The 12,448-nt window shown below is 45.6% G+C and carries 14 protein-coding genes and 1 riboswitch; all 14 genes read right to left on the bottom strand.

The window, feature by feature from the left end:
• Nucleotides 1-367 precede the first annotated feature (367 nt).
• The 14 genes from cobU to AC1DLM_RS18555 all read right to left on the bottom strand — a co-directional run bounded on the left by cobU (nucleotide 368) and on the right by AC1DLM_RS18555 (nucleotide 12,409).
• Nucleotides 368-922: a bifunctional adenosylcobinamide kinase/adenosylcobinamide-phosphate guanylyltransferase gene (gene cobU, locus AC1DLM_RS18620; RefSeq protein WP_477570798.1), complete on the bottom strand. Its 555-nt coding sequence runs from the start codon at nucleotides 920-922 to the stop codon at nucleotides 368-370.
• A gap of 26 nt (nucleotides 923-948) precedes the next feature.
• The gene (locus tag AC1DLM_RS18615) at nucleotides 949-2,103 is read right to left on the bottom strand and encodes a nicotinate-nucleotide--dimethylbenzimidazole phosphoribosyltransferase (protein ID WP_477570797.1); all 1,155 of its coding nucleotides are present in this window, start codon (nucleotides 2,101-2,103) and stop codon (nucleotides 949-951) included.
• Between the two features lie 23 nt (nucleotides 2,104-2,126).
• A complete protein-coding gene (locus AC1DLM_RS18610) occupies nucleotides 2,127-2,903 on the bottom strand; it encodes a heme ABC transporter ATP-binding protein (RefSeq protein WP_477570796.1) in 777 nt (258 codons plus the stop codon).
• 5 nt (nucleotides 2,904-2,908) lie between these two features.
• Entirely contained in the window at nucleotides 2,909-3,946 is a 1,038-nt protein-coding gene (locus tag AC1DLM_RS18605) for a FecCD family ABC transporter permease (RefSeq protein WP_171630063.1), read from the bottom strand.
• Nucleotides 3,946-4,956: an ABC transporter substrate-binding protein gene (locus AC1DLM_RS18600; RefSeq protein ID WP_441992246.1), complete on the bottom strand. Its 1,011-nt coding sequence runs from the start codon at nucleotides 4,954-4,956 to the stop codon at nucleotides 3,946-3,948. Before AC1DLM_RS18600 ends, AC1DLM_RS18605 begins: the two co-directional genes overlap by 1 nt.
• A gap of 150 nt (nucleotides 4,957-5,106) precedes the next feature.
• Nucleotides 5,107-5,259: riboswitch (cobalamin riboswitch) on the bottom strand.
• A 32-nt stretch (nucleotides 5,260-5,291) separates the two neighbouring features.
• Nucleotides 5,292-5,819 carry a hypothetical protein gene (locus tag AC1DLM_RS18595; protein WP_441992247.1) on the bottom strand — a complete coding sequence of 176 codons (528 nt, stop codon included), beginning with the start codon at nucleotides 5,817-5,819 and terminating at the stop codon, nucleotides 5,292-5,294.
• 63 nt (nucleotides 5,820-5,882) lie between these two features.
• Complete coding sequence (locus AC1DLM_RS18590) at nucleotides 5,883-6,149, bottom strand: aspartyl-phosphate phosphatase Spo0E family protein (RefSeq protein WP_441992248.1); 267 nt, start codon at nucleotides 6,147-6,149, stop codon at nucleotides 5,883-5,885.
• A 68-nt stretch (nucleotides 6,150-6,217) separates the two neighbouring features.
• Nucleotides 6,218-7,420, bottom strand: coding sequence for an aminotransferase class I/II-fold pyridoxal phosphate-dependent enzyme (locus tag AC1DLM_RS18585; RefSeq protein WP_171630067.1), 1,203 nt, complete (start codon nucleotides 7,418-7,420; stop codon nucleotides 6,218-6,220).
• 15 nt (nucleotides 7,421-7,435) lie between these two features.
• Nucleotides 7,436-7,927, bottom strand: coding sequence for an Lrp/AsnC family transcriptional regulator (locus AC1DLM_RS18580; protein WP_056609404.1), 492 nt, complete (start codon nucleotides 7,925-7,927; stop codon nucleotides 7,436-7,438).
• 199 nt (nucleotides 7,928-8,126) lie between these two features.
• On the bottom strand, nucleotides 8,127-9,047 hold the full coding sequence (cysK, locus tag AC1DLM_RS18575) for a cysteine synthase A (protein WP_477570795.1): 921 nt from the start codon (nucleotides 9,045-9,047) through the stop codon (nucleotides 8,127-8,129).
• A 63-nt stretch (nucleotides 9,048-9,110) separates the two neighbouring features.
• Entirely contained in the window at nucleotides 9,111-10,433 is a 1,323-nt protein-coding gene (locus AC1DLM_RS18570) for an MFS transporter (protein WP_477570794.1), read from the bottom strand.
• Nucleotides 10,434-10,460: 27 nt separating this feature from the next.
• The gene (locus AC1DLM_RS18565; RefSeq protein ID WP_056609397.1) at nucleotides 10,461-10,961 is read right to left on the bottom strand and encodes a hypothetical protein; all 501 of its coding nucleotides are present in this window, start codon (nucleotides 10,959-10,961) and stop codon (nucleotides 10,461-10,463) included.
• Between the two features lie 229 nt (nucleotides 10,962-11,190).
• The gene (locus AC1DLM_RS18560; RefSeq protein WP_056609395.1) at nucleotides 11,191-11,610 is read right to left on the bottom strand and encodes a DUF350 domain-containing protein; all 420 of its coding nucleotides are present in this window, start codon (nucleotides 11,608-11,610) and stop codon (nucleotides 11,191-11,193) included.
• A gap of 118 nt (nucleotides 11,611-11,728) precedes the next feature.
• Entirely contained in the window at nucleotides 11,729-12,409 is a 681-nt protein-coding gene (locus AC1DLM_RS18555) for a PspA/IM30 family protein (protein WP_441992251.1), read from the bottom strand.
• Nucleotides 12,410-12,448: the final 39 nt, after the last annotated feature.

The raw sequence follows: 12,448 nt of genomic DNA, 5'->3' as shown, positions 1-12,448 counted from the left end.
GATTTAACTGTAAAATATGTCGTTAAATTCACCTTTTTTTATTCATATTGGGTAAATGTACAAAATTAACTGCAGTTTTTCCATTTATTCATAATACGCTCGAAAAATCCCCAAATATAACTGTATAAAATCCATCTATTTGCCTCTGGCCCACCGTATATTTACGATACTTCCAGCTACAACCTCTTTCATGTGATTCAGCAATGCCATCCCTATATGTCTACTCCTACAACTACTCTCTTTCCACTTAACCCGAACCAAACAAACTTATAATTTAGATGTCAAAATAAACGGCTACTCGTCCTTCAAGGACGGAAGATTATATAGAGAAATATTGCCAACTTATTATGTGTAACATATAAATTCTTTACAAATAAGCTCTACTTTTTAATTCGATCGGGATACCGACCGTAACCAGAAAAACTTGCTGACAGACTTCAGCCACACGCTGATTCATCCGTCCAGCCAAATCTCTGAATTGACGGCCAAGCGGGTATTCAGGCACAATACCGTCGCCCACTTCATTCGTAACTAAAATAAGTTGTCCACTGTAGGAGGACACAACATCCACTAACTCGTCAATTTGATGGGATACGAGTTGAACTGCATCGCTCTCCTGCTCGTAGTAGAGCAGCCAGTTCGTCAGCCATAGTGTCAGGCAGTCTACTAACACCACAGCACCCTCKCCGCTCTCCTGAAGTTGCGTGAGACAGTCTCGCAGCGCATATGGCTCCTCCCGGGTTTCCCAAGGGAAACCCGAGTTAAGTCTCATCTGCTGGTGCAGACTCACCCGCTCTCTCATTTCTTCATCGTAGATGTGGGAGGTCGCAATGTAAATCCCCTGCTGGCAGCGATGCATGGCTAGCTTCTCTGCGAAGGAGCTCTTGCCGCTGCGCGCGCCGCCCGTTACCAGAACCGCCATCGTGTTCTCCTCCTTCTCTCTGCTTGCTACTCCCTCGAAACGCCTGCGCTTTCGAAGGTCGCCATTTCCTTCATGATCTTGCCTGCGGCATCGATCAAGTTGAACACAAGCACTGCGCCTGTGCCTTCACCCAGTCGCATATCCATCTGCAGCATCGCCGCGAGGCCAACCGACTCGAGCACCTTCGCATGTCCCTGCTCCTGCGATAAGTGCGAGGCGAGCATGTAGGACGCGCTTAGTGGGGCTAATCGGCTCGCCACGAGCGCCGCGGTCGACGAAATGAAACCGTCGACGACAACCGGGCAGCGATGCTTCGCTGCGCCCAGAATTACCCCAACGAGACCGGCGATCTCCAATCCGCCGACTTTGCTCAACACCTCAAGTGCATAATCACCACTTGACCCTTCTTCTGCACTTGCACTCACACTTGCACTCACACTTGCACTCGCACTTGCACTTGCACTTGCACTTGCACTTGCACTCGCACCTACTCCACGCCCAGTCAACCCATTCACATCCAGCGCCGTACTCACAACCGACTGCTTATGCAGCCAAGTCGCATCGTCGATGCCGGTTCCACGACCTACAGCAATACTAGCGTCTAATCCCGTCAGTGCGCATAAGATTGCTGCGCTCGCCGTCGTATTGCCAATCCCCATTTCACCCGTAGCGAAAAGCCGGTACCCTTTTGCCACCAAATCGTCCACAATTTCACTGCCAGCTACAATCGCTTGGGTCGTCTCCTCCAAAGAAAGTGCCGCTTCCTTCGCCATGTTGCGCGTGCCTTTTCTAACTTTGCGAGAGACAAGATTGGGGTGCTCCAAATCCGCATTAACCCCCATATCTACACAAACCACATCTGCTCCGGCATGTCTAGCAAGGACATTTACAGCAGCCCCGCCATACAAGAAATTGAGTACCATTTGCGGTGTCACTGCCGCCGGGAAGGCACTGATGCCTTCCTCACAAACACCATGATCACCAGCCATGACAATAACCGCTTTTTTCTCAAAAGTCGGCATCACTTCACCTGTAATCCCAGCGACTTGGCGTGCGATATCCTCAAGCTTTCCCAAGCTTCCTTGCGGCTTCGTCAATTGATTCAAATGGTCATTGGCTTGCAGAGCCACCTCTTGATGGATAGGTTCAATCGCGTTTATCAAGTTATGTAAATTGTTCATTATCAACTTCCTCCAGCCCTTTATTAATTCCCAGGTTGTAATAAAATCTGTGGAACATCACTCACCGGGTGTTTAAGTACAATCGGCTCTGTTCCATATACTTCAGCTATTTGTGTACTTGTAATAATTTCTGCAGGTGTTCCGATGGCGGTTACTCGCCCCTCATGTACGATCATCAATCTCGTGCAATACTGCGCAGCCAAATTCAAATCATGCAGAACAGCTATAACCGTTAATTCCGACTCCTGCTGCCAAGAACGAATATAATCCATCATCTGTATTTGATAACCGATATCTAGAAAAGTAGTCGGCTCATCGAGCATGAGCAAGCTTGGCTGCTGAGCCATCACCTTGGCAAGTGCAACACGCTGCCGCTCCCCACCACTTAGTCGCTCAATCGTGCGATCTACGAGTCCTTCCAACTCAAGCTTTGTGATAATGGCATCAATGAGTCCATCTGATTCAGTCGTATCTTCCCCTAACCAATTTTGGAACGGGTAGCGTCCCATCTCCACGACTTCACGAACCGTGAAGCCAACAGGCGGCAACGCATCTTGCTGAAGTACAGCGAGCCATTTGGCCAATTCTTTGCGCGAATACGATGATACCTTTTTTCCTTTTAAAAGCACATGGCCATGCATGACCGGATCCATGCCGGATAAAAGTCGCAGTAATGTAGATTTCCCGCTGCCATTCGGACCAATGATCCCAAAAAACTCCCCTTGCTCGACCTCGAAGCTTATATTATCCAACACTTGTTGTTCTCGAAAGCTCTGAAAGAGCCCCTCCACTTGAATCATCGTGATCAACCTCTTAACGTTTTCTTATCTTTATGGAGCAGATAGGCAAAAAATGGTGCACCCAGAAACGCCGTAATCACTCCCAGAGGAATTTCCGTAGGACTTAGGAGAGTTCGAGCTAATGTGTCCGCCCATAACACATAAATACCACCGCAGATCGCGGATAAAGGAATGATTAGTCGATAATCCGGACCAACCAACAGTCGCACCAAGTGCGGTACGATCAGCCCAACAAAGCCAACCACCCCTGCGACAGACACGGCAGCAGCCGTGATCAACGTCGAAGCGATGAGTACGATCAGTTTCGTACGCTCAACATGAACACCGAGATGTGCAGCCTGACGCTCTCCTAATGCCAGCAGGTTTAATGATCTCGCATAGCTTAGCAGAATCACTATACCGATTAGTAGATAAGGTAAAATCATATACGTATATGCCCATCCACGCATCGATAGACTGCCCATGAGCCAGAAAATAATTTCATTCACCGTTTGGTTCGAAATCGAAACTAAGAACGATACAAACGCCCCAAGAAAGGCTTGCATCACAACGCCGGATAGAATCAGCGTTTCCATCTTTAGCTTCCCATCAATCATCGCTAGCTTCAAGACCAAGAACAGGGAAATAAGCCCCGTCGCGAAAGCCACAATGGGGATCGACCATTGCCCGAACCAAGCGAACTGCAGCCCGAAATAAATAAGAACTGCAGCCCCAACAGAAGCTCCTGAAGATACGCCCAACGAGTAAGGATCGGCAAGCGGATTGCGCAGAACCCCTTGGAAACCAGCACCAGCTATGGAGAGTACAGCCCCTACAAGAATACCTAGTAACATGCGAGGGATTCTTACTTTATTAATGATTTGTTCCGAAGATTGCGGCCAGTTCACCTCGACATGACTTCCTATCCAAGGAAGATGCTTCGCTAGAATCCCCACGATTTGTGAAAGTGGAAGCTGTGCCGACCCGATGGATAAACTCACCACAATAGAAAGAAGAAGGAGTAGAACGCCTACTCCTCCTCCAAACATCAATTTTCTTTTCATTATTTCACCAATTCAGGATAGATCCCTTTCGCCATTTCCAGTAGTCCATCCGTCAGTCTCGGACCTGGGCGGCTTACGGAGTTCTGGTCAAGACCTATCACACGTTTATTTTTCACGGCGTCAATCGCATCCCACCCACCGCGCGTACGAATAATTTCTTCTAACGGCTTCTTGCTCTTGATATCAACAATCCCGTTTGCGAATAAGATCACGTTCGGGTTCTGTTGAATGATTTTCTCTTCACTGATTTCATACCAGCCTGCTTTATCCGCAGCAACATTAATCCCCCCAGATAGGGTAATTAATTCATCCATGAACACACCGCTTCCTACGGTCCAGCCTGGGGCAAATTCCATATACACTTTTTTCTTATTCTCTTGCTTCACATCTTTTACAGCATCGACAACTTTCTGACGATCCGCTTTCATTTTAGCGACAACTTTCTCCGCTTGTTCTTGATGATCGGTAATCAGTCCAAACGTTTGAATATTATTGATCGCATCATCAAGTGTTTTGGGATCTACTTTAAACACGTTAATGTTCATCGCACGCAAGTCATCCACTGTTTTAGCATTCATGGAAACACCAGTGATAACAATATTCGCATTCGTAGCAATGACTGCCTCCATATTGGGCTTCGTAATGCTGCCTAGCTTCGGCTTCGATTTTGCTGCTTCCGGATAATCGTCATAATCCGATACACCGACAATATTCGCTTCTAGTCCAATCGCAAACAGCGATTCTGTCTCTGCTGGCGAGACCGACGCGATTCGTTCTGGCGCTTTGTCGAACGTAAACTCTTTACCTGTCACATCTTTTACTTTCAATGGATACGTCGTTTTCTTCGCAGCGGCAGGAGTTGCCGACGTTACGGGTGCCTTCGTCCCCGCACCACCTAGTTTCGATGGATCCGTAATTTCTGTTTCCTTCTTCGCACATGCCGCTAACGAGATCGCGGTCGCAACCGCTAATGTTAAGATAAGACCCCTTTTGAAATTGCTCTGTTTCATCACTTTAGCCCTCTTTTCCTTATTTTCAATTTACAGCCAAAAAAAATCCCCTTGTTCACTAGGAACGAAGGAGACGATAAATCGCGGTATATGGCAACGAACTTACGTGCGCTGCTTCCTGATTTAACGCGATCCTTTTCCTCGAAGGATGTTGTATCGGCACTATAGGCAGGTATTCTGACTCTCCAGACTTTCACAAGACTGAATTACAGTGGCGGGACCGTGCCGGATTTTAACCGGCTTCCCCTGAACTAATAATGTTCCATTTGGAATATTACCAGTACCTACAGTTGCAAATTATACATTGGTGCTATTAGTCGATTATAGATGTTCGCTTATTTTTGCGCAATAATTTGGATAACTTTCAGCGCCTCGTCCATTTTTGGAGCATTCTGAGGAATGAACGCGTATAATCCTTTACCTTCAAAGCCTTGTTCTTTCATCCATTTGTTTCCAGTAAGTGGAATGCCGTACAGATGCTTCTCCGCGGCCTTACCTTCTTCTTTGATCTCGATAACCCCATCTGGATAATCCTTAGGGTTGATGATGTTATCCAATGAAACGAATCCTGCTTGGTTGCTCAAGCCTTTGAACTGCTCTTCTCCCAAGATGAAGATCCCGTTACCACCAGCAGCAAGCTCAACAATCATTTTTTCCAATGAAAAAATAGGTGATGTATTCAACTTCACTGTAGGAATTTCGCCTACCTTGGATTTCAGAGATACTTCCAGCTTCTCCGCCGCTTCACTTGGAAACCCGTTTGGTCCCATCATAAATACCGATACATCTGCCTTCGGTCCACCACAAGCTGTAAGCATTAATATCATTCCTAGCATGACAACGAATAACCATTTTGCTTTCATGTGTATGTATTTCCCTCCGTCAAGTACTCTCTCTTTATCGATAGTCGCCAGAAAAGTCGGTTTTCACCGACTTTTCTTTCCAGATGTCATATATTCATTTATTTTTTGATCCAGTATCGTACTTAATTCAACTACCGCATCAGATGTCATTTCTCGACCTTCCATGACCATCTGTTCCATTTTACGTCTCAATGTATGGATCTCTTCTTCAAGTAAAGCTAGGGAATTTTGCTTCTTGGCATTTCTGGTCAGCCAACGCTGTCCGAACTCTTGCTCGCGAATTTGAAATTGCTTCTGAAAGTTAGTAAGCTGATATTCCATAAAAGCCATGCTCATCCCTCCTTACTCTTAGAATACCAGTTTTCGTCTCCTATGAACATATGAATTTACAAAGAATATTATAATTTCCGTAAGAAATTACCGATTCTCTCTAATGCTTCATTCAGTTGGGAAACACTATAGGCATAAGAGCATCGTAGAAAACCTTCTCCACCTAAACCAAATACATCACCAGGCACTGCAGCTACCTTAGACTCATACAAAAGTCGTTGTGCGAATTCATCCGAAGTTAATCCTGTTGCCACAATGCTAGGGAACGCATAGAATGCGCCTTGTGGTTCATGGCATTCAAGTCCGACTTCACGGAAGCCTTTGACAACTAATCGTCTCCGTTGATTATAGGATTCAATCATCCGGTCTTTCTCTTCCAAGCCATTCGTCAACGCTTCATGTGCAGCTACTTGCCCCATGACAGGCGCACACATGACCGTATATTGGTGAATCTTGGTCATAGCTGAGATGAGCTCTCTGTGACCGCAAGCATACCCCATCCGCCAGCCTGTCATTGCGAAAGCTTTGGAGAATCCGCTAACGAGAATCGTCCGATCCTGCATCCCAGGAACTGCTGCGAAGCTCACATGCTTCTGGCCGTACGTCAATTCCGCATAAATTTCATCGGAGATGACAATCAGATCATGCTCTTCAACAACTTTGGCAATCGGGAGCCAATCTTCATACGTCATAATGCCGCCAGTTGGATTACTAGGATAGCATAGAATTAATATTTTGGATTTTGGCGTAATCGCATCGCGAAGTGCCTTTTCCGTCAATTTAAACTGATCCTTCGCAAAAGTTTCGATACCCACTGGCACACCACCACTAATGGCCGTGATTGGCGAGTAAGAAATATAACAAGGCTCAGGAATCAGAATCTCATCCCCAGGTGTAATTAGTGAACGCAGCGCTAGATCAATAGCTTCACTGCCGCCTACCGTTACAAGCACCTCGTTCGAAGGCTCATATTTCACTTTAAAGGATGTATACAAATAGTTTGCAATCGCTTCGCGGAGCTCAGGAATACCAGAGTTTGGCGTATATTTCGTTCTGCCGCGCTCCAAGGAATGTACAGCTGCTTCACGAACGTGCCAAGGTGTGGAAAAGTCAGGTTCGCCAACACCTAGTGAGATGATGTCCTCTTTACTATTGCTAACGAGATCAAAAAACTTCCGAATCCCAGAAGGCTTCATTTCACGTACCGCAGGAGCGAGGTAGTCCTGCATCGATTTTTTGCTTGATTGAATCGTAGTCTCATCCTTGATCATAGCGCTACCTCTCCCTTACGGCGAAACAAGCATTCGGTGATCATCTTCCTGATCTTCGAAAATAATGCCGTCTTGTTTGTATTTTTTCAAAATAAAATTCGTTTTCGTAGAAAGCACACGGTCGATTGGCGATAACTTGTTGGAAACGAATGAAGCCACCTGTTTGAGCGAGCTCCCCTCAATCTCAACGAGCAAGTCATACGCGCCAGACATGAGATACACCGATTTGACTTCCGGATATAAATAGATCCGTTCCGCAATCGCATCAAACCCGCGCCCGCGCTCCGGCGTAATTTGCACTTCAATTAGGGCGGTAACCTTTTCGTCATCTACTTTGCTCCAGTTCACGACTGTCGCGTATTTGACAATGACCTTATCCGCTTCCATCTCGCTTATCGCTCGCGCAACTTCGGCCTCCGCCGTTCCTAACATGGTGGCGATCAGATCCGCGCTCCTGCGGGCGTCTTCCTTTAGTAAATCGAGAATTTTAAGCTTCAAAGTATCCATGGTTAAACCTACCTTTCTGAGATATGTTTCATTCATCCATTCATCTTACAATGAATTGCTGTCCTAATTCAATTACTGATCGCGGAAGAAAGGCAGAATATTTATCTATATTCGAAAATTCCACTAGAATTGGCAAAATAAAAAGCCACTGGATAACCATCCAAGTGACTCTAGCGCCCCTTTCCACCTCGTACACGAGTTAAAAGAGATCCATACTTAAATATCGCTCACCTGTATCTGGTGCAATGCAAAGCACTCGCTTTCCTGCTCCGAGCTTTCTTGCAACCTGCATCCCCGTCCATACTGAGGCTCCAGCCGAAGGACCGACAAGGATACCTTCCTTGCTCGCCAAATCCCTCATCGTTTGGATGGCATCCTCATCCGCCACTTGCACGATCTCATCATAGACGCTTGTGTTCAAAATAGCCGGAACAAAGCCTGGACTTGTCCCCACGAGCTTATGTGGCCCTGGGCATCCACCAGACAGTACTGGTGACCCCTTTGGCTCCACTACATAAATCTGGATATTCGGCAAATGCTCCCGAAGCACTTCACCAGTCCCCGTAATCGTACCTCCAGTTCCTGAGGTAGCAACGAAAGCATCTAACCGGCCCTCCATTTGCTGCAAAATTTCAGGTGCAGTCGTAATGCGATGAATGCTCGGATTCGCTGGATTCTCAAACTGCTGTGGGATAAAGCTTCCGGGGATTTGATCCCGTAACTCCACAGCCTTAGCAATTGCACCTGGCATCCGTAATGCGGCTGGCGTTAGAACAACGTCGGCGCCGTATGCTTTCAGGATATTTATGCGTTCCTTGCTCATATTGTCCGGCATAATCAAGATAGCCTTATAGCCCTTGGCAGCCGCGTTCATCGCTAGTCCGATCCCCGTATTTCCGCTTGTAGGCTCAATGATAGTTGCACCTGGCTGAAGTTGTCCTGACTTCTCAGCCTGATCAATGAGATTCCATGCAGCCCGGTCCTTTACGCTCCCGCTCGGATTGAAATACTCCAACTTTACATACAGCTCAGCAGCTTCCGGTTCCAATAAGCGATTGACGCGCAYCGCGGGGGTATCTCCGATCAGCTCTGTGATGCTATTCACCATTTTTGGCGGCATTGGTGCCCCCTCCTCATCCCATACTCATGCTACTCACATTTTCAGCCTGAAACCTAGCCGCTGTCAAGACTTGGCTGCCGGCAACTGGTTTCGAATAAATACCCATGAGAAGAAAGTGGAGCTTCCGATGACGAGTAACAGCACATTGATGACAAGAGGCTCTTTACTCCAAGAAATAACACATATAAATATAAGCACGCCACATACGCGCCCCACATTCAGTGATAACTCACGCAAGACAATGTACTCTTCCCGTTGTTTGGCACTTTCATCATCCGATCCAATCAAATCAAACACTGCGGACACCATTGGAATCGAGTACATGGGAAAAAAGAGTGCAGAACCAATCCCGAATATCAGCAAGGTGCTGAACGACATTTTCCAAAAAAATGGAAAGATCACGAGAACGACCATCACCGAGCCGATAAACATACTCTTTTTACGAAAAGAAGGTCGAATGAAGCGCCCTGCTGCCCAGAAGCTAACTAACGCTACGGATGAAGTAATTAGAGCGAAATTACCTAAACTTGCTTCACTTGAAGTCGATATGTACACGAGTAATCCAATCATAAATCCAAATACACCTTCTCGCACGCCTTGAAAAAGTAAAGCCAGACTTACTCGCTTCCAAGGCGTTTGAGGTTGCCTAAGGATCCGCAGCGGCAAGAGCCACTCGTAAGTGCCACTCAATTTCCGTTTCTTCAGAAAAAAACTAACCACAACGCCTAATAGAAATATGCCTAACGAGATAGAGAAGATGAGACGATATCCTGCTCCGTCCCCTAATGAAACGATGAGTAAACCTGAAATCCACGGAGCAATAATCCCYGCACCAGCACCTAATAGGCCAACCCAACCATTAAATCGATCGCGATTATCTGGATCTGTCACTTCAAAGTAAACGACGTTGAAAGCTATCCAGAATAAGCCTACAGAGATTCCTTGGACCATACCCAACCAAACGAAGTAATGGACACTGCTAGTCCCCATCCAGAGCACCAGCATGTAAAAACAGGCCGATATGGATACACCAATACGCAAACAATTCATTTTATTGTGTTCTTTCACCCACTTTCCGGCTAACCAAAAAGTAATAGCCATCGTCAAATGGGTCGTTAAGGTGAACCAACCGATTAACGTAAAGTCGTTTTTGGCTTTCCATAGATAAACACCGACGAATGTACCTGATAAGGCATTTGCTCCGCCGAATAGTGCATGAACAACGAGCAGAAGGATCGCTTGAGCGTCCAGCTTCCCTTTGCTTTTCACATTCGTTTGATTCGTTTGCATATTCCTCCTCCTAACTAAGACCGAATATGGGCTCTTGTTAAGCTTCCCCTTTGGAGTGAAAATATGACCACATGCATGCAAAAAAACCGAATCCACGAGGACTCGGTTCCATTTTCAACGATCTTATTCTGATTTGATGCGTTCAACCATCAGCAATCGGTCCGTATCTGAGAGCACTTTCTCAACTCGGAAGCAAGATGGACACACATAAACATCCGTCGTGAAAGGGCCTGTTAAGAACGCACTCCCCAACGTTTTKGGAATAGTGGGGGTGAAGGAAGCTCCGCTTGTCACTTCAGTTCCAGCTAGGAGCAAGAATTCATGACAACTCGAGCACTCTGGTGCTTCTTCCTGCTCATCTGTTAATTGTTGGACCTTCTCGCCATACTTATCAAGCGGCTCATCGGAATCATCCCAAGCCAATGATAAATCCTCATCGGATTCGGCATATTCTTGCTCATTGAAACGAAGCTTCTGCCCTGTCTGCTTAACCTTCAAATCAATGCTGCGGTAATCATTCAATTCATTAAAACAGTGTGGACACTCATCCTCTGGCCCAATTTCGGGATCCCATACGATCTCGGTTTGGCACCACGGACATACAACTTCTTCATTGCTACTCATTGCGAAATCCTCCAGCTAATTGCATCTATGCATATTTCCATACATAATAAACCCCTGCCGCTACAAACACAAGTGCAATAGCAAACAAGGTTCCCCACAGGTATTTCATTGTTCAAGCCTCCAAGACTATGCAAAATAAACGGCTGCATCGTCCTTATAGGACGGATGCGTTTATCAAGAAATATAGCCGAATTATTAAGTGAAACAATACATTCTATATTTTATGATACTAAGTTACGCAAGCTCCAACCACATAGGATAAGGAGACAGACAACGTTAAGGATAAGAAACCTACCGCACGATTATCCTTCTTAATTTCCTCATCAATTTTGAAATAAGGCGTTAGGAACTCAAAGATAAAGTAGGCAACCAACAACAGCACGAAGCCATATCCGGCCCAAACGAGAGAGTGAATCATGGTGTCATTGTTTAAAATGGCGAAACGGAACAAATTGCAAATCCCAAAAATTTTCCCACCAGTAGCCATGGCAACCGATAGATTTCCTTTTTTAATTTCAGCCCAATCATCATACTTTGTGACCATTTCGAAGATGGTAAGGAAAACAACAAGCGCGACCACTGCTACAGCAAAAAAAGCAAGCGTTGCTAAATACGGATTACTTAACAAGACATCCACCTCTTCGTTCATATCATCTCCTGCCTTCCTTTACACAAGTAGAGAGACTCGAACTCCATTCCCTATTCCCTATATATGGTAGTAGAGACTGAGTATGACTCAGTCTCTCGCAGGTACAACTAGTATAACATTAGGATTGTTTTTTTTCAGCAAGCTTAGCTTTCATTGCAGCCAATTCATCGTTAATTGCACTGCTACTTGAGCCTAAACCATCAAGCTCATCGTCCAAGCTGCGGTTTTTGGCACGAATTTCTCCACTTGCTTGTGCTTCTGCTTCCATTTGCAACACTTTTTCGCTCATGCGATCGAAGCCTTTAGCCGCATTGTCTGTACCAAACCCTGACATTGCTTGGTTGATTTGTTTTTGTGCCTTCGCAGTTTCTGCGCGAGCAATTAACAAATCCTTTTTGTTTTTCATTTTATTGAACTCGTCTTTCATCTCTGTCAATTGTGCACGAAGTTGATCCGCATTCGTTTTGGCTAGATCATATTGACGTTTCAATTCATCATAACGACCTTGGTGCTCTTTCTTATCTTCCAGTGCGCGGCGGGCCAAATCTTCATTCCCTGCTTCCAGGGCTTTCATAGCCTGCTCTGTACGTTTTGTAACCATCTCTTCGGACTCTTCAAATTGTAGTTTAAATTTCTTTTCGATAGCAATTTGTTTCGCAACTGCCGCCTCAGCTTCCAAAATATCTTCTTCCATATCGCGTAAAAACTGATTTAACATTTTGACAGGATCTTCTGCCTTATCCAATAAATCATTAATTGAAGCCATTGTCATATCACGAAGTCTTTTGAAAATTCCCATCTAAAATTCCTCCTAAGGTTTAATACTCTTTTATATCTA

It is taken from the genome of Paenibacillus sp. 01T442 (assembly GCF_056398345.1).
The sequence above is the reverse complement of the archived record's forward strand: the minus strand, read 5'-3'. Positions and strand labels throughout refer to the sequence as shown.

Coding starts and splice junctions, on each gene's coding strand:
- AC1DLM_RS18615 (WP_477570797.1), bottom strand. CDS start 2,103: ATGAACAATTTACATAACTTGATAAACGCGATTGAACCTATCCATCAA.
- AC1DLM_RS18610 (WP_477570796.1), bottom strand. CDS start 2,903: ATGATTCAAGTGGAGGGGCTCTTTCAGAGCTTTCGAGAACAACAAGTG.
- AC1DLM_RS18605 (WP_171630063.1), bottom strand. CDS start 3,946: ATGAAAAGAAAATTGATGTTTGGAGGAGGAGTAGGCGTTCTACTCCTT.
- AC1DLM_RS18600 (WP_441992246.1), bottom strand. CDS start 4,956: ATGAAACAGAGCAATTTCAAAAGGGGTCTTATCTTAACATTAGCGGTT.
- AC1DLM_RS18595 (WP_441992247.1), bottom strand. CDS start 5,819: ATGAAAGCAAAATGGTTATTCGTTGTCATGCTAGGAATGATATTAATG.
- AC1DLM_RS18590 (WP_441992248.1), bottom strand. CDS start 6,149: ATGGCTTTTATGGAATATCAGCTTACTAACTTTCAGAAGCAATTTCAA.
- AC1DLM_RS18585 (WP_171630067.1), bottom strand. CDS start 7,420: ATGATCAAGGATGAGACTACGATTCAATCAAGCAAAAAATCGATGCAG.
- AC1DLM_RS18580 (WP_056609404.1), bottom strand. CDS start 7,927: ATGGATACTTTGAAGCTTAAAATTCTCGATTTACTAAAGGAAGACGCC.
- AC1DLM_RS18560 (WP_056609395.1), bottom strand. CDS start 11,610: ATGAACGAAGAGGTGGATGTCTTGTTAAGTAATCCGTATTTAGCAACG.
- AC1DLM_RS18555 (WP_441992251.1), bottom strand. CDS start 12,409: ATGGGAATTTTCAAAAGACTTCGTGATATGACAATGGCTTCAATTAAT.